Here is a 19,304-nt window from a genome sequence, read left to right as displayed (position 1 = left end):
GGGCCATGAGCGGTGCCCAGACCCGAGCCGAGAACCGTGCCGACCGTGCCGTCGCGCACCACGGAGGGGTCCTCGTCCTCGCCGCCACCCCCATCGGCAACGCCGACGACGCGTCGCCCCGCCTGCGCCGTCTCCTCGCCGAGGCGGACGTCGTCGCCGCCGAGGACACGCGACGCCTGCACGCGCTCGCCGGCCGGCTCGGCCTCGAGGTCGGAGGCCGCGTCGTCAGCTATCACGAGCACAACGAGACGGCCCGCGCCGACGACCTGCTCGACGTCGTCGAGGGCGGCGGGACGGTGCTCGTCGTGACCGACGCGGGGATGCCGTCCGTGTCCGACCCCGGGTACCGCGTCGTGACGCGCGCCGTCGAGCGGGACCTGCCCGTCACGACGGCGCCCGGGCCGTCCGCGGTCCTCGCGGCGCTCGCCGTGTCCGGGATCGCGACCGACCGCTTCACGTTCGAGGGGTTCCCGCCCCGCAAGCCCGGCGAACGCCGTCGGACGCTCGAGGCGCTGGCTCGCGAGCCGCGGACCATGGTCTTCTTCGAGGCCCCCCACCGGATCGCCGACACTCTCGCCGCGATGGCGGAGGCGTTCGGTGCGGACCGGCCGGCCGCCGTCTGCCGGGAGCTCACCAAGACGTACGAAGAGGTGCTGCGCGGCGGGCTCGGGGAGCTCGCCGAGCGCGCGCAGGCCGAGCCGCTGCGCGGGGAGATCGCCGTCGTCGTCGCCGGGGCCTCCCCGGCTCAGGGTGCGAGCGTCGAGGAGCTCGTCGACGAGGTGCTCGAGCGCGTCGCCGCGGGCGAGCGGCTCAAGGAGGCCGTCGCCGCGGTCGCGGAGGCGTCCGGCGTCGGCGGCGGAGGCGTGAGCAAGCGCGACCTGTACGCGGCGGCGCTCGCGGCGCGCTCGTCCTGACCTCTCCCGCGGCGTGTCAGGCTCTCTCGGGGGTGGAGAGCGGCGAGCGCCTGACAGGTTGGCACGCTCTGCGGCGTGTCAGGCTCTCTCGGGGGTGGAGAGCGGCGAGCGCCTGACAGGTTGGCGGGTCAGGCGGCCGACGACGGCACGAGCTCGACGCCGTCCGCCGCGAGCTCCTCGCGTGCCGCGGCGCCGAGCTCGGGGGAGACCGGCACGGTCAGGTCGGTCAGGACGCGTGTCGGGAGCCCCAGCGCGTGCGCGTCGAGCGCGGTCGCCTTGACGCAGTGCGACTCCGCGATCCCGACGACGTCCACCGCGTCCACGCCCGCGTCCCGCAGGGCTTCGGCGAGCGGACGGCCGGTGGGATCGGTTCCCTCGAAGCCGGAGTAGGCCGCGGCGTGCTGGCCCTTCTTGACGCTCACGTCGGCGTCGAGGCCTGCGAGCGCGGGGTGGAGCTCGGCGTTCGGCGTGCCGGCGAGACCGTGCGGCGGCCAGGTGTCGACAAAGTCCGGGGTCGCGGAGAAGTGGTCGCCCGGGTCGATGTGCCAGTCCTGCGTCGTCGCGACGAACACGTACCGGTCGCGGTGCGCCGCCACGTAGTCGGCGATGCGCCGCGCGACGTCGTTGCCACCCTCGACGCCGAGCTCGCCGCCCTCGCAGAACGTCGGCTGCACGTCGACGACGACCAGGGCCCGGCGGTTCTCCTCGCTCATGGCTCCACTGTGCCACCCGCGCCGCCCCCCGCGCCGGGGCTGCGCCGTCGGGCCTACCGTGGACCCGAGGAGGTGGGTCGATGGAGACGATCGGGTACTGGGTGAGCCTCGTGGCGAGGCTGCTGGACGAGCGGTTCGACGACGCCCTCCCGCACGCCGGCCTCGGCCGTCGGCACTGGCACGTCCTCACGCTTCTCGCGGGCGGGGCGGCACAGGCGGACACGCCCGACGGCGTCCTGCACGGCTTCGAGACCGAGGTCCAGGACCTCGTGTCCCGCGGCTGGGTCCAGGGCACGTCGGAGGGCTGGGCCATCACCGCGGAGGGCCAGAAGGCCTACCAGCGCCTGCTCGACGACGTCACCGCCGCCCGCGAGCGCGTCACCGCGGGCATCGACCCGACCGAGCTGGGGCGGGCGATCGAGGTGCTGCGGCGGATCGCGGAGAACCTGCGCGCCGGCGCGTGAGGATCCCGCGGGGATCGGCGGGTCGTCCTGCGGACGCGCGCCGCCGCTGCTGAGGGCCGCGGGTAACCTGCGTCACATGCCCCGCGAGATCGAGTTCCGCCGCATCCCCGGCCTGCCGCCGTACGTCTTCACGATCATCGACGCGCTGAAGATCGAGGCACGCCGGGCGGGGCGCGACGTGGTCGACCTGGGCTTCGGAAACCCGGACCTCCCGAGCCCGGAGATCGCCGTCGAGAAGCTCGCGGAGGCCGCGCACAACACGCGCAACCACCGCTACTCGGCGTCGCGCGGCATCCCGAAGCTGCGTGAGGCCGTCGCGGGCCTGTACCAGCGGCGGTTCGGCGTCACGCTCGACCCGGACACCGAGATCATCTCGACGATCGGCGCCAAGGAGGGCTTCAGCCACCTCATGTGGGTGCTGCTGCAGCCGGGCGACGCCGCGATCGTCCCGACGCCGAGCTACCCCATCCACATCTGGGGGCCGTACTTCGCGGGCGCCGACGCGCGCCAGGTCGACATCGGCGACGGCACCGACGCGGCCGGCTACATCGACCGCGTGATGGAGGCGTGGGAGTACGGGTGGCCCAAGCCGCGCGTCGTCGTGCTGAGCTTCCCGCACAACCCGACGACGACGATCGCGACCAAGGAGGACCTGCAGCGGCTCGTCGACTGGGCGCGCGAGCGGGACGTGGTGCTGGTGCACGACCTCGCCTACGCGGACATGACGTTCGACGGGTTCCGGCCCCCGTCGATCATGGAGTGCGAGGGCGCCAAGGAGGTCGCCGTCGAGCTGTACTCGATGACGAAGTCCTACTCGATGGCGGGCTGGCGCGTCGCGTTCCTCGTGGGGCGCAAGGACGTCGTGCAGGCGCTCGCGAAGCTCAAGAGCTACCTCGACTACGGGACGTTCCAGCCCGTCCAGATCGCCGCGACGGTCACGCTCAACGAGGCGACCGAGTACCCGCAGGAGGTCTCGGCGGTCTACGAGTCGCGGCGCAACGCCCTCTACGACGGTCTGCAGCGCATCGGCTGGGACATCCACAAGCCCGGCGGCACCATGTTCGCGTGGGCCCGGATCCCCGAGCCGTACCGCGACATGGACTCGATCGAGTTCGCGACCCACGTGATCGAGCGGTGCGACGTCGCCGTGTCGCCGGGTGTGGGGTTCGGGCCCGGCGGCGACGGGTTCGTGCGGTTCGCACTGATCGAGAACGAGCACCGGATCGGGCAGGCCGTCCGCGGACTCAAGCGGGGGCTGGAGCGGCTCTGAGCGCTCAGGCCGACGCGGCGCCCGACGTCGTGCCCGACCCCTTGGCCCTGCGCGAGTCGACGTGCTTCTGCGCCATCGCGACGAGGCGGTCGTCGACGACGTCGTAGATCAGCGTCCCCACCCACACGATGAGCGTGGCCCACACCCACGTCGAGAACCCGTGGATCGAGAACCCGGACTCGGGGGACAGGATCACGGTGAGGATGAGCGACACGAGCACGGTCGCGATCCCGATCACCCACGTGTACTCGTGCACGTGCTTGGTGAGGAACTTCGTGAGGAGCGGCCGGACGATCGAGATCAGGACCGTGAACAGGGCGACCGCGACGATGCCCCACAGCCACCCGATCCTCATCCCGGACAGCACGAGGTTGGCGATGATGAGCAGGACGCCGTAGGCGATCGCTGCGACGACGAAGCTGACGATCCTGGGGCTCATGGCAGTGCCTCCTGTCGGCGAGGTCCCGTCGTCGGGACGCTCGGGTCACTTCCACGATGCGCTTCGGAGCGCCGTCGCGCGCGGCGCCACGCCCGGGCGGGCGCACACGCGCGCACACAGAGTGAGACGGCGACCGCGCGCGCTGAGACGCGGTAACCCGCGGCAACACCCGCAGGGAAACGTCCGGCCGCACCGCGGACCGGGCCTCGTCCAGACGCTGGACGGCTGGTTAGCGTGCCTCATGCCGACCCTTCGCAGCCCGGAGCGCAGCACCCCGCGCGTCCGGCGCGCCGACGTTCCGACCGCCCTCGCCGCCGTCGGCCGGCCGCGACCCGCACCCGTGCAGGAGCGCACCTCGCAGACCGCCGGTACGGTGCTGCGCGCCGTCCTCGACCACGGGCCCGTCGCCCGGAGTACCGTCGCCCGGCTCACCAACCTGTCGCCGGCGAGCGTCACCGGGCTCGTCGGCCGGCTCGTCGAGCGTGGCCTGGTACGCGAGGCGCCGGAGCACGCGCCCCCCAAGGGCGTCGGCCGCCCGCACGTCCCGCTCGAGGTCCGGCCCGACGGCGCGTACGTCGTCGGCGCGCACGTCGCCGTCCCGCACACGACCCTCGCGATCGTCGACCTGCGTGGGCGGGTCGTCGCCGAGCGCCGGGACCCGCACCGGTCGGCCGACCCGGACGTCGTCCTCGGCGACCTGGCCGACCACCTGCGCGAGCTGCTCGCCGCACACTCCGACCGGTGGCGCGTCGGCGGGGTCGGCCTCGCGACCGGCGGCTGGGTCGACGCCGACGCCGGGACCGTCGTCGACCACCCGCTGCTCGGGTGGCGGGACGTCCCCGTCGGGCGCGTGGTCGGGGAGCGTCTCGGGATGCGCGTGCGGATCGACGGGCACGCGCGGGCCCTTGTGCACGCCGAGCAGCTCTTCGGGGAGCACCGGGCGCGGGCGCGGTCGAGCATGGTCAACCTGTTCGTGGGCAATGTCGTCGACGCGGGCTTCGCGACCGACGGCGGCGTCCACACCGGACCCCACGCGGCCGCGGGCGTCGTCGCACACCTGCCCGTCGAGGGGAGCGACGAGCCGTGCCCCTGCGGGCGGCGCGGCTGCTTCCAGGCCACGGTCTCCGAGCAGACGCTGCTGCGCCGCGCCGTCGGCCGGGGCCTCGTGCCGCCGGGCTCCGGCTTCCCTGCGCTGGTCGACGCCGCCGTCGGCGGTCGCGCGGGTGCCGTCGCGCTGCTGCACGAGCGAGCCCGCGACGTCGGGCGGGCCGCGGCGCTCCTGCTCGACCTGTTCGACCCGGAGCTGCTCACCGTCGTCGAGCCCGGGGTCTCACGCGTGCCCGGCTCCCTCGAGCTCGTGCGCGACACCGTCGCGCGGGCGTCCGCGACCTGCACCGACCCGGCCGCCGTGGTTCACCGGACCAGCTTCCCGGGGCACGCGCTCGCGGTCGCGGGGGCCGCCGTCGGACTCGAAGGGCTGTACGCGTCCCCGCTGCGCGTCGCTCGTCGTTAATTCAGTTCGTTGCATTGTTGTGAGGGGGGCCCGTGCTGCCACAGTCTGAGGGCATGACCACGAGCGCACCCGCGGCACCCTCGCCGCGCCGCTGTCTCCGTGGCTGTTGTCGCTGTCGCTGACGCACGCGACCCGCGCCACCCACCCGACGGGCACGATCTCCCGCGGTCTCGTGGCGCCCATCCGGCCTTCCTTCCCAGGACGCCGCACACGGCACAGGCACCCCGCCCGCCCGACGGCGCAGCCCCCTCCTCGCACGACGCACCCGCCTCACCGGCCCGGCCGGGAGGCGTCGTCGGCACGACCCTCCAGCCTCCCGAGAGGACCGACATGAACCACGCCCGACTCCGCCCGCCACCCGGCCCCCACCGCCTGCTGCGCTCCCGCCGCGGTGCCGCCGCCGTCCTCGCGGCCGCGCTCGTCGCCGTCGTGCCGGGGCTCACGGCCTGCAGCGGCGACTCCGCCTCGGCGCTCGCGCTCGACGCGCCCCTGCCGACGACGGTCCCGGGAGGGACCGTCCTCCGCATCGGCGACCCGACGACCCAGGTCGCGCTCCAGGCCTCCGGGCTCGACAAGGAGATCAGCGACGCCGGCGTCAAGGTCCAGTGGGCCAACATCAGCGGCGGCCCGCAGAGCATCCAGGCGTTCCGCGCCGACAAGCTCGACTGCAGCTCGGTCGCCGACATCCCCTCGCTGTTCGCCCACTGGACCGGGACGTCGACCCGGATCGTCTTCCAGTCGGTGACGGTCGACCCGCTCGAGCACCCGATCTACCAGCTCGGCGTGGCGCCGGGTGCGCACGTCACGACCCTCGCCGACCTCAAGGGCAAGAAGATCGCGTACTCGGCGGGGCAGGCTCAGGGCGCGCTCGTGCTGCGCGTCCTGCAGAAGGCGGGGCTGACGAAGAGCGACGTCAAGCTCGTCGAGCTGCCCAGCACCGCAAGCACCTACGCGCAGGCGCTCGGTAGCGGCGCGGTCGACGTCGCCCCCCTCGGCAGAGCCACGATCCAGAGCGCCTACCTGAGCCAGTACCCCGGCGCGACGGCGATCGACACGGGCATCCGCGACGACGCCTCCACGGTCTACTGCCTCACGAAGGCCGTCAAGGATCCCGCCAAGGCCGCGGCCCTCCGGGTCTACGTGGCCGCACGGACCAAGGCGCTCCTGTGGCAGAACGACCACCCCGAGGAGTGGGAGCAGGCCTACTACGTCAAGAACCAGGGCCTGAACGCCGCCGACGCGGCCGCCGCGGTCGAGGCCGCCGGCACGAAGGGGATCCCGAAGACGTGGGACGCCGCCGTGGAACGGCTGCAGGCGACAGCCGACCTGCTCGCCTCCGAGCAGGACAACCCGAAGTTCGACGTCCACACGGTCGTCGACACGCGCTTCGCCGCAGTCGAGGCGGCCGCCGCAGGCTCCGCCGTCGTGACGGGTGACGCGTCGTGACCGCCGCGACCGCCGCGACCCGGGCCGACCTCGCGCCCGCGATCCCGTCGCCGACCGCAGCCGGCGTCCACCCGGACGTGCGCGTCGTGCGGCGCCGGCTCGGTCCGGGGCCACGGACCCGGCTGTCCTTCTGGGTCGGACCGGTGCTCCTGCTCGCGATCTGGGCCGTCGGCTCGTGGGCCGGCTTCGTCAGCCCCGCCGTTCTGACCGCGCCCTGGGACGTCGCCAAGGAGTTCCAGAACCAGTGGGTCGACCACGACCTCCTCGGCAACATCGGAACGTCGCTGCGACGTTCCGCCGTCGGGCTGACCCTCGGGGTGCTGGGCGGCGTCGTCCTCGCGGTAGCGTCCGGGCTGTCCCGGGTGGGCGAGGCGCTGATCGACGGCCCGGTCCAGATCAAGCGGTCGATCCCGACCCTCGCGCTCATCCCGCTGTTCGTCGCCTGGTTCGGCATCGGCGAGTCGATGAAGGTCACGACGATCGCCCTGATCACGCTGATCCCGATCTACGTCAACACCCACAACGCCCTACGCGGCATCGACGGCCGGTACGCGGAGCTTGCGGAGACCCTCGACATCGGGCGCGTCGAGTTCGTGCGGCACGTCGTCCTCCCGGGCGCCCTGCCCGGGTTCCTGCTCGGGCTGCGCTTCGCGGTGACCGTGTCGCTCCTCGGGCTCGTCGTCGTCGAGCAGTTCAACTCCGAGTCGGGCATCGGGCACGTCATGACCCTCGCCCAGCAGTACGGCCAGACCTCAGTGATCGTGGTCGGCCTCGTCATCTACGGCGTCTTCGGCTTCCTCGCCGACACCGCCGTCCGGCTGATCGAGAGGAGGGCGCTGTCATGGCGACGCACCCTGGAGGGCTGACCGCGACCACGGCCGTCGCGGCCCCCGCCGTCCGAGTCCGGGACCTGCACCGCAGCTTCAACCGGTCCGGCGGGGTGCTGCACGGACTCGACCTCGACGTCGCGCCCGGCGAGTTCGTCGCCGTGCTCGGGCGCTCGGGAACCGGCAAGAGCACCCTGCTGCGGGCGCTCGCCGGCCTCGACCGGGACGTCGACGGCCACGGGGAGATCGAGGTCCCGGTCGCGGTGTCCGTCGTCTTCCAGGACTCGCGCCTCCTGCCCTGGAGGAAGCTGCTCGACAACGTCACCTTCGGCCTGCGCACCCCCGACGCCGACGAGCGCGGACGCCGCGCCCTCGCCGAGGTGGGCCTCGCCGGACGCGAACGGGCATGGCCCAACGAGCTGTCGGGCGGCGAGGCGCAACGCGCGTCGCTGGCCCGGTCCCTCGTCCGCGAGCCGCAGCTCCTGCTCGCCGACGAACCGTTCGGGGCCCTCGACGCCCTCACCCGGATCAAGATGCACGAGCTCCTGCGCCGGCTCTGCGAGGTCCACCGGCCCGCCGTCCTGCTCGTGACCCACGACGTCGACGAGGCGATCGTCCTCGCGGACCGGATCGTCGTCCTCGACGGCGGGAGCGTGCAGACCGACGTGCGCGTCGAGCTCACCGAACGCACGCCGGCCGCGCCCGGGTTCGGGGAGCTCCGCGACCTCCTCCTCGGACGCCTCGGGGTGCACGAGCACCTCGGCGCCGACTTCATCGCCCCCGGCCGCCGCCGCGCCTCGTCGGCCACGCCCTCCTAAGGAGACCGCCATGCCCGCACGCCCCCGCACCCTGCACTTCAACCTGTTCCTCCACGACACCGGCCACCACGAGGCGTCGTGGCGCCTGCCCGGCGCCGACCCGACGTCGAACCTGTCGCTCGCAGCGCACCAGCACCTCGCCCGCGTGGCCGAGGACGCCAAGTTCGACTCGATCTTCCTCGCCGACAGCCCCGTCCTGTGGAGCGACCCCGGCCGGCGCCCGTCGGGCAAGCTCGAGCCCACCGTCCTGCTCGCGGCGCTCGCGGTCAGCACGAGCCGCATCGGCCTGATCGGGACCGCGTCGACGTCGTACAACGAGCCGTACAACCTGGCGCGGAGGTTCGCGTCGCTCGACCACCTCTCGGGCGGGCGGGCCGGGTGGAACATCGTCACGACTGCCGGGGAGGGCGCGGCGAGGAACTTCGGCCTCGACGACCAGCCGCTCCACAGGGCGCGGTACGAGCGCGCGGACGAGTTCCTCGACGTCGCGACCAAGCTCTGGGACTCCTGGTCCGACGACGCGGTCGTCGCCGACAAGGCGAGCGGCGTCCACGCGCTCGGCTCGCACGTGCGCCCGGCGGGCCACGAGGGCGAGTTCTTCCGCGTCGCCGGCCCGCTCAACGTGCCGCGTTCCCCGCAAGGCTACCCGCTGCTCGTGCAGGCCGGGTCGTCCGAGGACGGCAAGGAGTTCGCGGCCCGGTGGGCCGAGGCCGTCTTCACGGCCCAGCCGACGCTCGAGGAGAGCCAGGCGTTCTACGCGGACCTCAAGCGGCGGGCGGGCGCCGTCGGGCGCGACCCGGACGGCGTCGTCGTGCTGCCGGGCATCGTCCCGGTCATCGGCGAGACCGAGGCCGAGGCGCGCGAGCTGGACGCTCAGCTCGACCGGCTGATCGCCCCGCAGTACGCGCTGACGACGCTCGCCCGGACCCTCAAGGTCGACCCGCACCGGCTCTCGCTCGACGAACCCCTCCCGCTCGACCTGCCCGACGAGGACGAGATCGAGGGCGCGAAGAGCCGCCGCACGCTCATCGTGGACTGGGCCCGACGCGACCGCCTCACGGTGCGCGAGCTGATCGGGAAGCTCGGCGGCGGGCGCGGCCACCGCACGTTCACGGGCACCGCGGTGCAGGTCGCGGACACGATCCAGCACTACTTCGAGAACGGCGCGGCCGACGGCTTCAACATCATGCCGGCGGTGCTGCCGTCGGGGCTCGAGGCGTTCGCGTCGCAGGTCGTGCCGATCCTCCAGGAGCGCGGGCTGTTCCGCACCGAGTACGAGGGAACGACGCTCCGCGAGCACTACGGTCTCGCGCGTCCCCGCAACCGGCATGACGACGGCGCGGGCGTCCCCGAGCTGGGCCGGGTCACGGCGGGGGTCGCCTGAGATGGGCGCCGACCCGCGCGAGCCAGAGCTCCTGTGGTACATCCCCAACACCGTCGAGCCTGGCCACCGCGGTGACTTCAGCGCGGACGGCTGGGGCACGCTCGACTTCACCGTCGACCTGGCACGCACCGCCGAGGCGCACGGCTGGTCGGGCGCGCTCCTCGGCACGGGCTGGGGCCGACCGGACACGTTCACGGTCGCGACGGCCGTCGCCGCCCTGACGACGACGTTCCGCCCGCTCGTCGCGATCCGGCCCGGGTACTGGCAGCCCGCGCACTTCGCGAGCGCCGCGGCGACGCTCCAGCGCCTGAGCCGGGGCCGCTTGCTGGTCAACATCGTGAGCGGTCAGGACGACCTCGCAGCCTACGGCGACGTCGAGGGTGACCAGACGCAGCGGTACGCCCGCACGAAGGAGTTCATGCGGCTGGTCCGACGGCTGTGGGCCGAGGAGCGCGTGACGTTCGAGGGCGAGCACTTCCGCGTCACCGACTCGACGGTCGTGCCGCGGCTCCCGGGCGGCGCGCCCCGGCTGTACTTCGGGGGCGCGTCGCCGGCCGCGGAGCGGGTCGCGGCCACCGAGGCGGACGTGCAGCTCTTCTGGGGTGAGCCGCTCGACGGGATCGAGGCCAGGATCGCGCGGCTCCGCGAGCTGTCCCGGGACCTCGACCGCGACCTGCCCCCGCTCGAGTTCGGGCTGCGTGTCACGACGCTCGTGCGGGACACCACCGAGGAGGCGTGGCGCGACGCCGAGGCGAAGGTCGCTGAGCTCGCGCAACGCCAGGGAGAGCGGCTGACGCCCGCCTTCCGGCGGCAGACCGCCGTCGGGCAGCGGCGCCTCCTCGAGCTCGCGGAGCGCGGCGACGTCCTCGACGAGAACCTGTACACCGCCCCGGGCCGCCACGGCGGCGGGGGAGCGGGAACGACGTGGCTCGTCGGGTCCGCCGACGACGTCGCGGCCGCGCTGCGCCGGTACGCGGACCTGGGCGTCACGCACTTCGTGCTGTCGGACACCCCTTACCGGCAGGAGACGGTCCGCGTCGGGGACGCGCTGGTCCCGCGCCTGCGCGCTGGAGCAGTTGCCGGGGCCGCCGCCGGCTGACACCCGGCCGGTTTCGCGGGTGCGGCGACGGCGCCCCGCGTTCTCGGACTCCCTCTCAGCCCCGGACGCCGTCGAACGTGTCCGGGTCCGCGCTGCCCGTGCGCTCGCCCCGGTCGAGCCCGGTGATCGCGGCCATGTCGTCGTCGGAGAGGACGAAGCCGAACAGGTTCCCGTTCTCCGCGATCCGCGCACGGCTCGACGCCTTGGGGATGACGACGTCGCCCCGTTGCAGGTGCCAGCGCAGCACCACCTGGGCGGGGGAACGGTCGTGCCGGGCAGCGACCTGGCCGACGACGGGGTCGTCGAGGACCTTGCCGCGCGCGAGCGGCGACCACGCCTCCGTGACGATGCCGTGCTCGGCGTGGAACGCGCGCAGCTCGTCCTGGACGAGGTACGGCTGGACCTCGACCTGGTTGACCGCGGGCACCACGTCGGCCTCGTCGAGAAGTCGCTGCAGGTGCGCGACCTGGAAGTTCGACACCCCGATCGCCCGCGCACGCCCCTCCGCGTAGACCTCCTCGAGGACACGCCACCGCGCGACGTAGTCGGTCACGGTCGGCAGGGGCCAGTGGATGAGGAACAGGTCGACCTGGTCGAGACCGAGGTCGTCCATGGTGCGGTCGAACGCGGCACGCGCCTCGTCGGGCGTGCGGTGCGGGTTGTCGAGCTTGCTCGTCACGAAGATCTCGTCGCGCGGGAGCCCGGAGTCGCGCACGGCCTCGCCGACCTCGCGCTCGTTCCCGTACATCTCGGCGGTGTCGACGTGCCGGTACCCCAGCTCGAGCGCGGTCCCGACGAGGTGCGCGGTGTCCGAGGGCGGCATCTTGTACGTCCCGAAGCCGAGCTGCGGGATCGTCGTGCCGCTGTTCAGGGTGACGGACCGTGCCGGGAGCGCCGGGGTGCGGTCGGGACCGGTCACGACTCCGGGACCCAGTTGAAGGTGTCGGGGTCCGCGCCGGTGCGCTGGCCCCGGTCGAGCGCGGAGATCGCGGCGACGTCGGCGTCCTCGAGCTCGAAGTCGAAGAGCGCGAAGTTCTCCTCCACGCGCGAGCGCGTCACCGACTTGGGGAAGATGATCTCGCCGCGCTGCACGTGCCAGCGCAGCACCACCTGGGCGGGCGTGCGGTCGTGGTCCTTCGCGATCTGCACGATCACCGGGTCGTCGAGGACGAGCCCCTGCGCGATCGGGGACCACGCCTCGGTCGCGATCTCGTGCTCGGCGTCGAACGCCCGCAGCTCGTCCTGGGTCAGGTACGGGTGGACCTCGACCTGGTTCACCGCGGGGACGACGGTCGTCTCGGTGTGCAGACGGCGCAGGTGGTGCGGCTGGAAGTTCGACACCCCGATCGCCCGCGCCCGGCCCGACGCGTAGATCTCCTCCATCGCCTTCCACGTGTCGACGTAGCTCCCGACCTCGGGCAGCGGCCAGTGCACGAGGAACAGGTCGAGCTGGTCGAACCCGAGCGTCTCGAGCGAGCGGTCGAACGAGGCCAGCGCCGCGTCGTGGTCGTGGAACGCGTTGGACAGCTTGCTCGTCACGAAGATCTCGTCGCGCGGGATCCCCGAGGCGCGCACCGCCTCGCCGACGCCTTGCTCGTTCCGGTACATCTGCGCGGTGTCGATGTGGCGGTAACCCACCTCGAGGGCCGTCGCGACGGCGTCGCGCGTCTCCTCCGGCGGGATCTGGAAGACGCCGAAGCCGAGCTGCGGGATCCGGACGCCGTTGTTGAGCATGATCTGGGGGACGGTCGCATCAGCCATGCCTTCACCGTGTCACGGGCGGTCGCGCGGTGCTACCTCGCGTCGGACGATGAGGTATGGCTCACGCCGGAAGGTCCACCGCCCCGCGGCTTGCCGCCGTCGGCGCCGCAGCCGCGCTCGCGCTCGCCGGGTGCACGGGTTCGTCGCCCGCCCCCGCACCGTCCTCGGTGTCGCCGACGACGGCGCCCGCCATCACCGCCGGCTCGCCCACCGTGTCGGCGACGTCGCCGGGGACGGGAGGGACGTCGTCGTCGGCGGAGCCAACGATGCCCGCGAAAGCCGGGACGCCGAAGGTGACCGTGCTCGCGACGCACCTGGACACCCCGTGGGGGCTGGCCGCGCTGCCGGACGGGAAGGTCCTCGTCACCGAGCGTGACCACGCGCACGTCGTCGTGGTGGACCTGGCGTCGGGGAAGCAGACCGAGGTCGGGGGAGCGGGCGCGAGCGAGCTGCGCGACAGCACGGTGCACCACGGCGAGAGCGGCCTGCTGGGGGTCGCGGTGTCGCCGTCGTTCGCGTCGGACGGGCGCGTGTTCCTCTACCGCACGACGGCGCAGGGCAACGAGGTCGTCCGGGCGCGGCTCACGCTCGGCTCGTCGCCGAGCCTGGGGGAGCTCACGACGATCGTGTCGGGCATCCCGTCCGCCCAGTTCCACAACGGGGGCAGGCTCGCGTTCGGGCCCGACGGCGACCTGTACGTGACGACGGGCGACGCGACGGACGGCACCAACGCCCAGGACCCGGACTCGCTGGGCGGCAAGATCCTCCGGGTCACCCAGGACGGCAAGGCAGCCCCCGGGAACCCGTCCGGGACACGGGTGTGGACGCTCGGGCACCGCAACGTCCAGGGCATCGGGTGGGACGCGAGCAAGCGGATGTTCGCCAGCGAGTTCGGGCAGGACACGTGGGACGAGCTCAACCAGATCGTCCCGGGTCGCAACTACGGCTGGCCGGACGTCGAGGGAAAGAAGTCCGACGGCGCCGGCACCGACCCGTCGAACCCGCCCGCCCGCTACATGGATCCCCTCGTGACGTGGCGGACCTCCGAGGCGAGCCCGTCGGGCCTGGCGGTCTCCGACTCGGCGATCTACGTCGCGGCGCTGGGCGGCCTCGGCGGCTCGCCGGGCGCGGCGCTCTGGCGCGTGCCGCTGCAACCGGCCGCGGCGGGGGCCCCGACCTCCGCCCGTGCGACCGTCGGCACGCCGCAGCGGCTCCTCCACGGCACCTACGGGCGCCTGCGGACCGTCGTGCTCGACCCGACGGTGAAGGACACCGCTTCGACGGACACCCTCCTGGTCCTGACGAGCAACACCGACGGCCGGGGCACGCCGTCGTCGGACGACGACCGCCTCCTGCGCGTGACGGTCCCGAGCGCGGGCTGACCCAGCCGGCTCGCCCGGTTCGCCGAGTGCGACGCCCCTCTCGCCGAGTGCGACGCCCGGTTCGCCGAGTGCGACGGCGTCGCACTCGGTGGGCCTGCACGTCACACTCGGTGGGCCTGCACGTCACACTCGGTGGGCCTGCACGTCGCACTCGGTGGACGCGGCGTCGCCGTCGGCGGGCGCCCACCTAGGATGTCGCCATGACCCACATCCTCTCGGCCGTGGCGTGGCCGTACGCGAACGGCCCGCGCCACATCGGTCACGTCGCTGGTTTCGGTGTCCCGTCGGACGTCTTCTCCCGGCACATGCGGATGGCGGGTCACGACGTGCTCATGGTGTCGGGCACGGACGAGCACGGGACCCCGATCCTCGTGCAGGCGGAGCAGGAGGGCGTGACCCCGCAGCAGCTCGCGGACCGCTACAACCGGGTGATCGTCGAGGACCTGGCGAACCTGGGCCTGTCGTACGACCTGTTCACGCGGACGACGACGCGCAACCACTACGCCGTCGTGCAGGAGATGTTCCGCACCGTCCACAAGAACGGCTACATGGTCGAGCAGACGTCGATGGGCGCGATCTCGCCGTCGACGGGCCGCACGCTGCCGGACCGCTTCATCGAGGGCACGTGCCCGATCTGCGGGTACGACGGCGCGCGCGGCGACCAGTGCGACAACTGCGGCAACCAGCTCGACCCGATCGACCTCATCAACCCGGTGAGCCGGATCAACGGCGAGACCCCGAAGTTCGTGGAGTCGAACCACTTCTTCCTCGACCTGCCGGCGCTCGTGGACGCGCTCGACGCGTGGCTGCGCACGCGCACCAACTGGCGCCCCAACGTCCTGAAGTTCTCCCTCAACCTGCTCGACGACGTCCGCCCGCGCGCGATGACACGCGACATCGACTGGGGCATCCCGGTTCCGTTGGAGGGCTGGGAGGACAACCCGAACAAGCGCCTGTACGTGTGGTTCGACGCGGTCATCGGCTACCTGTCGGCGTCGATCGAGTGGGCGCGCCGGTCGGGCGACCCCGAGGCGTGGCGCGCGTGGTGGGACGACCCGGCGACGGTGTCGAACTACTTCATGGGCAAGGACAACATCACGTTCCACTCGCAGATCTGGCCGGCGGAGCTGCTGGCCTACGCGGGCAAGGGTGCGAAGGGTGGGGCTCCGGGCCCGTACGGGGAGCTGAACCTGCCGACGGAGGTCGTGTCGAGCGAGTTCCTCAACGTCGAGGGGCAGAAGTTCTCGTCCTCGCGCGGCGTCGTCATCTACGTGCGCGACATGCTGGCGCGCTACGAGACGGACGCGTTCCGCTACTACGTGGCGGCGGCCGGTCCGGAGAGCCAGGACGTGGACTTCACGTGGGCGGACTTCCTGCGTCGCACCAACGACGAGCTCGTCGCGGGCTGGGGCAACCTGGTGAACCGCACGGCGAACCTCGTGCACAAGAACTTCGGCGCGATCCCGACGCCGGGCCAGCGGCAGCCGGTCGACGAGGCGCTCCTGGCGACCACGACGTCGGCGTTCGGCACGGTCGGCAACCTGCTGGAGACGCACCGCCAGCGCGCGGCGATCGGCGAGGCGATGCGCGTCGTCGGCGACGTCAACAAGTACGTCTCGGACACCGAGCCGTGGAAGCTCAAGTCCGACCCGGACCGGCTCGCGACGGTGCTGCACACGGTGACGCAGGCCGTGAGCGACTGCAACACGCTGCTCGCGCCGTTCCTGCCGCACTCGGCGCAGCAGGTCCACGAGACGTTCGGCGGGTCGGGCACGGTCACGCCGCTGCCGCGCATCGAGGAGGTCACGGACCTCGACGACGACTCCCGGCACTACCCGGTCATCACCGGCGACTACACGGGCGGCGACCTGCTCACGTGGGAGCCGCGCGCCGTCGTGCCGGGGACGCCGGTCGCGAAGCCGGCGCCGATCTTCACGAAGCTCGACGACTCGATCGTCGACGAGGAGCTCGAGCGGCTGCGCGAGAAGGCCTGAGGTGACGCCGTCGAGCGAGCAACGACAGCGTCGTCGTAGGGAGCGGTACGCCTGGCCGCCGGACCCGGAGCCCCTCCCGGGCCCGGTCGTCGACAACCACACCCACCTCGACTCGATCCACCACGTCCTCGGCGGGGTCGAGCCGGGCGGTGAGTGGTATCCGGACGGCGACGGCCCGGAGCACGTCCACGAGCCCGTGCACGTCCCGACGGTCGCCGAGCACCTCGCCCGGGCGGCCGCGGTCGGCGTGCCCCGACTGGTGACCGTGGGCTGCGACCTCGACGCCGTCACCTGGACGGACGCGGCGGTGCGCGAGCACGACGCGCTCGTCGGCGCGGTGGCGATCCACCCCAACGAGGCCGTCTTGCACGCGGGCGTGCGGGAGGTCGGCCCCGACGGGCTCGAGCCGGACCCGCAGCCGCGCCACGAGGTGCCGCTCGACGACGCGATCGCCCGGGTCGCGGCCACCGCCCGGGACAACCCTCGCATCCGCGCGATCGGCGAGACCGGCATGGACCTGTTCCGCACCGGGCCGCAGGGGGAGCGGGTCCAGCGCGAGTCGTTCCGGGCGCACCTCGCGCTCGCCAAGGAGCTCGGCCTGCCCCTCCAGATCCACGACCGGGAGGCCCACGCCGAGGTTGTCGAGGTCCTGCTCGCCGACGGCGCCCCCGAGCGAACGGTCTTCCACTGTTTCTCGGGCGACGCCGCGCTGGCCCGTCTCGCAGCGGACCACGGCTGGTACCTGTCGTTCGCCGGGCCGCTGACCTTCGGGGCCAACGACGCCCTGCGCGCGGCGCTCGCGGTGACGCCGCTCGACCGCGTCCTGGTCGAGACGGATGCCCCGTACCTCACGCCCCATCCGTTCCGTGGACGCCCGAACGCGCCCTACCTCCTGCCGCACACGGTCCGTCGGGCCGCCGAGGTGAAGGGGCTGGAACTGGCGGAATTCTGCGCCGCGGTCGTCCGGAACACCGCCGAGGTGTACGGCTCGTGGTGAGCGTGCGGGCGGGTCGAGGAGGTCGGTGGATTGACGCATACCGTGACCCGTCCGTTATCTTCGTCTCCAACGACCGGCGGGCACGGCTGCCGACGGTCAGGGGGAACGACGAAGTGCCTGCTTGGACCGCCCTGTCCCGCCGACGATCGGATCACGCGTGATCGACGAGATGCCCGCGACCCGGGTCTTTCCGACGCGCCGTGAGCTGCGCGAGGCACGCGAGCGCGAGGAGCGCGCCCGCGAGCTGAGCCGGGAGCAGGCCGCGAACCACCCGGCGCCGGAGACCGTGCTGCGACGCGAGCTCCACTTCGCCCCCGTCGGCGGCGCCCCGGACCCGTCGCGCTCGACGGGATCGCTGCACGCCGGCCCGCCGACGCGCGCCCGGGACGTCACGGCGGGACGGCACGCGAGCACACGCCCCGCGCCGTCCCCGCTGCCCGGCCCGGCCCGCCCCGCGTCGACGCGCCCGCACCGGGCCGACGACGTCGCCCACCGCGGGGCCCGCGACGTCGACGTCCCGCGGCTCGCGGGGGCGTGGTCGCGCCGCACGTTCCCGGCGCCGGCAGCGGCCTCCACGCCGCCGGTGCCTCCGCCTCCGTGGGGCATGCTGCAGACGCCGTCGGGGGCCGTCCCGATCGCCGAGGCGCCGTCGGGCCCGATGCCGATGATCGATACGCCGTCGGGTCCGGTCCCGGTCGTGCCGGCAGTCTCGACGACGGCCGCCGCGTTGCGCGCCGAGGCCCCGATCGTCGAGTCGACGGTCGCGCCGCGGGTCACGCTGCCGTGGGCGGCGGGCGCGGCCCCGACCGCACCGCCGCCGCCGCCGGCCCCGGACGTCGAGCTCGCCGTCGACGCGGAGGTGCGACACACCGCCGACGCCCACCCTGCGCTGTTCCGCGCGCAGACGCGGTCGCAACGGACCCGCACCCGCGAGCGCAGCCACGGCCCGAGCCGGCACGTGCGCTGGGGCGCGCAGGCGATGGTCCTGGCGGCCGTCGTCGGCACGACCGGCGCGTTCACCGTCTACCACCGGCACCTCGACCTCGACGTCGACGGGAACACACGCAGCGTCGACGCGTACGGGTGGACGGTCGGCGACGTCCTCAAGCAGCAGCACGTCGCGGTCAAGGCCGGGGACGTCGTGGAGCCCGCGCTGTCCGCGCCGGCGCGCGGCGTCGACCAGATCGTCGTGAAGACGAGCCGCCAGGTGCAGATCGAGGTCGACGGCGAGCAGAAGACCGTCACGACGACCGCGTCCACGGTCGGCGAGCTGATGGACGCGCTCGGCGACCGCGCGGACGGGGCCGTCTCGACGGCGTCCCGTTCGGAGGCGCTGGGCCGCCAGCCGCTGCGGATCTCCACGACCAAGTCGGTGCACGTGCTGGTCGACGGCCAGGACGTCCCGGTGACGACGACGGCGTCGACGGTCGGCGAGGTGCTCTCCGCCGCGGGCGTCGAGCTGGGGTCGAAGGACACGACGTCCGCGCCCGCGGATGCGGCCGCCGTCGACGGCATGGTGGTCGTGGTGAACCGCGGGAAGTCCGCGACGTCGCACGTCACCCAGGTGATCGCCTACGACTCGAAGCAGGTCGAGGACTCCTCGCTCCCCAAGGGGCAGAAGGTCGTCAAGACCGCCGGCCGGGTGGGCACGATCGAGAGCACGTACAAGGTCGCGACGAAGGGCGGCGTCGAGGTCTCGCGCACGCTGCTCAGCAAGAAGGTCACCGCGGAGCCGGTCGACGAGGTCGTCCTGGTCGGGACGATGGACGTGCCGGACCCGGCGACGGTCGTGGTCTCGCCGGGCTCGGCGCAGGCCATCGCGAAGGCGATGGTCGCCGACCGGGGCTGGGACTCGTCGCAGTTCTCGTGCCTCGTGTCGCTGTGGAACCGCGAGTCGGGCTGGCGCGTGAACGCGGCGAACCCGAGCGGTGCGTACGGCATCCCGCAGGCGCTCCCGGGCTCGAAGATGGCGAGCGCCGGGTCGGACTGGCGGACGAACGCCAAGACCCAGATCACGTGGGGCCTGAACTACATCGCGGGCCGGTACGGCACGCCGTGCGGCGCGTGGGCGCACTCGCAGGCGTCGGGCTGGTACTGATCCGGACGACGTAGGGCGACTGTCCAGGTCGCTCGTCCAGTTGGACAGTCGTCCCAGTTTGGACGGTCCCTCGGACGGCCTGTGCTCGCCCGGTGAAGATCTCGGCTTCCGTTACGGATGAACCGGGCGCGACCTCGCACACCTCGCACCGGCGGTTTGGTAGGCGCCCGAGCGCCGCCTAGCGT

Annotated in this window: 17 protein-coding genes; 13 read left to right on the top strand and 4 right to left on the bottom strand. The window is 73.2% G+C overall.

The genetic code is table 11. From position 1 onward, the window contains the following. Nucleotides 1-5 precede the first annotated feature (5 nt). Nucleotides 6-914: a 16S rRNA (cytidine(1402)-2'-O)-methyltransferase gene (gene rsmI, locus KDY119_RS14220; protein ID WP_051136411.1), complete on the top strand. Its 909-nt coding sequence runs from the start codon at nt 6-8 to the stop codon at nt 912-914. Nucleotides 915-1,042: 128 nt separating this feature from the next. On the opposite strand, the gene KDY119_RS14215 is transcribed toward rsmI, so the two are convergent. Further along, nucleotides 1,043-1,627 (bottom strand): isochorismatase family protein, encoded by a 585-nt coding sequence (locus KDY119_RS14215; protein ID WP_036947150.1) that lies wholly within the window; start codon nt 1,625-1,627, stop codon nt 1,043-1,045. A gap of 80 nt (nt 1,628-1,707) precedes the next feature. On the opposite strand from KDY119_RS14215, the gene KDY119_RS14210 reads away from it, so the two are divergent. Then, a complete protein-coding gene (locus tag KDY119_RS14210) occupies nt 1,708-2,091 on the top strand; it encodes a hypothetical protein (protein ID WP_036947147.1) in 384 nt (127 codons plus the stop codon). 76 nt (nt 2,092-2,167) lie between these two features. After that, on the top strand, nt 2,168-3,361 hold the full coding sequence (locus KDY119_RS14205) for an aminotransferase class I/II-fold pyridoxal phosphate-dependent enzyme (protein WP_036947144.1): 1,194 nt from the start codon (nt 2,168-2,170) through the stop codon (nt 3,359-3,361). 4 nt (nt 3,362-3,365) lie between these two features. On the opposite strand, the gene KDY119_RS14200 is transcribed toward KDY119_RS14205, so the two are convergent. Then, the gene (locus KDY119_RS14200) at nt 3,366-3,800 is read right to left on the bottom strand and encodes a hypothetical protein (protein ID WP_036947140.1); all 435 of its coding nucleotides are present in this window, start codon (nt 3,798-3,800) and stop codon (nt 3,366-3,368) included. Between the two features lie 241 nt (nt 3,801-4,041). Between KDY119_RS14200 and KDY119_RS14195 the strand changes: the two genes are divergently transcribed. The 6 genes from KDY119_RS14195 to KDY119_RS14170 all read left to right on the top strand — a co-directional run bounded on the left by KDY119_RS14195 (nt 4,042) and on the right by KDY119_RS14170 (nt 10,887). Beyond that, the gene (locus KDY119_RS14195; RefSeq protein WP_153022453.1) at nt 4,042-5,313 is read left to right on the top strand and encodes an ROK family transcriptional regulator; all 1,272 of its coding nucleotides are present in this window, start codon (nt 4,042-4,044) and stop codon (nt 5,311-5,313) included. Between the two features lie 330 nt (nt 5,314-5,643). Then, nucleotides 5,644-6,759, top strand: a complete 1,116-nt coding sequence (locus KDY119_RS14190) for an ABC transporter substrate-binding protein (RefSeq protein ID WP_153022452.1) — start codon at nt 5,644-5,646, stop codon at nt 6,757-6,759. Further along, nucleotides 6,756-7,625 (top strand): ABC transporter permease, encoded by an 870-nt coding sequence (locus tag KDY119_RS14185; protein WP_227994358.1) that lies wholly within the window; start codon nt 6,756-6,758, stop codon nt 7,623-7,625. Before KDY119_RS14190 ends, KDY119_RS14185 begins: the two co-directional genes overlap by 4 nt. Further along, complete coding sequence (locus KDY119_RS14180) at nt 7,601-8,404, top strand: ABC transporter ATP-binding protein (RefSeq protein WP_036947132.1); 804 nt, start codon at nt 7,601-7,603, stop codon at nt 8,402-8,404. Before KDY119_RS14185 ends, KDY119_RS14180 begins: the two co-directional genes overlap by 25 nt. A 10-nt stretch (nt 8,405-8,414) precedes the next feature. Beyond that, nucleotides 8,415-9,788 (top strand): LLM class flavin-dependent oxidoreductase, encoded by a 1,374-nt coding sequence (locus tag KDY119_RS14175; protein WP_036947129.1) that lies wholly within the window; start codon nt 8,415-8,417, stop codon nt 9,786-9,788. A gap of 1 nt (nt 9,789) precedes the next feature. After that, on the top strand, nt 9,790-10,887 hold the full coding sequence (locus KDY119_RS14170; protein WP_036948433.1) for an LLM class flavin-dependent oxidoreductase: 1,098 nt from the start codon (nt 9,790-9,792) through the stop codon (nt 10,885-10,887). A gap of 55 nt (nt 10,888-10,942) precedes the next feature. On the opposite strand, the gene KDY119_RS14165 is transcribed toward KDY119_RS14170, so the two are convergent. Together KDY119_RS14165 and KDY119_RS14160 are read right to left on the bottom strand one after the other, a co-directional pair. After that, complete coding sequence (locus KDY119_RS14165) at nt 10,943-11,806, bottom strand: aldo/keto reductase (protein WP_051136253.1); 864 nt, start codon at nt 11,804-11,806, stop codon at nt 10,943-10,945. Next, nucleotides 11,803-12,648 (bottom strand): aldo/keto reductase, encoded by an 846-nt coding sequence (locus KDY119_RS14160; RefSeq protein ID WP_036947126.1) that lies wholly within the window; start codon nt 12,646-12,648, stop codon nt 11,803-11,805. Before KDY119_RS14160 ends, KDY119_RS14165 begins: the two co-directional genes overlap by 4 nt. A gap of 56 nt (nt 12,649-12,704) precedes the next feature. Between KDY119_RS14160 and KDY119_RS14155 the strand changes: the two genes are divergently transcribed. From KDY119_RS14155 to KDY119_RS19160, 4 genes are all read left to right on the top strand, one after another. Then, nucleotides 12,705-14,030 (top strand): PQQ-dependent sugar dehydrogenase, encoded by a 1,326-nt coding sequence (locus tag KDY119_RS14155; RefSeq protein ID WP_153022451.1) that lies wholly within the window; start codon nt 12,705-12,707, stop codon nt 14,028-14,030. Between the two features lie 200 nt (nt 14,031-14,230). Beyond that, nucleotides 14,231-16,024 carry a methionine--tRNA ligase gene (metG, locus tag KDY119_RS14150; RefSeq protein WP_036947123.1) on the top strand — a complete coding sequence of 598 codons (1,794 nt, stop codon included), beginning with the start codon at nt 14,231-14,233 and terminating at the stop codon, nt 16,022-16,024. A gap of 1 nt (nt 16,025) precedes the next feature. Next, the gene (locus KDY119_RS14145; protein ID WP_036947120.1) at nt 16,026-17,021 is read left to right on the top strand and encodes a TatD family hydrolase; all 996 of its coding nucleotides are present in this window, start codon (nt 16,026-16,028) and stop codon (nt 17,019-17,021) included. Between the two features lie 157 nt (nt 17,022-17,178). After that, entirely contained in the window at nt 17,179-19,119 is a 1,941-nt protein-coding gene (locus KDY119_RS19160; protein WP_227994357.1) for an aggregation-promoting factor C-terminal-like domain-containing protein, read from the top strand. The last annotated feature ends 185 nt before the right edge of the window (nt 19,120-19,304 follow it).

Origin of the sequence: Luteimicrobium xylanilyticum (assembly GCF_009429125.1) — a bacterium.
In the GTDB taxonomy this organism is placed as follows: Bacteria; Actinomycetota; Actinomycetes; order Actinomycetales; family Cellulomonadaceae; genus Luteimicrobium; species Luteimicrobium xylanilyticum.
Note: the sequence above shows the minus strand (reverse complement) of the source record. Positions and strands in the feature narration are given on the sequence as shown.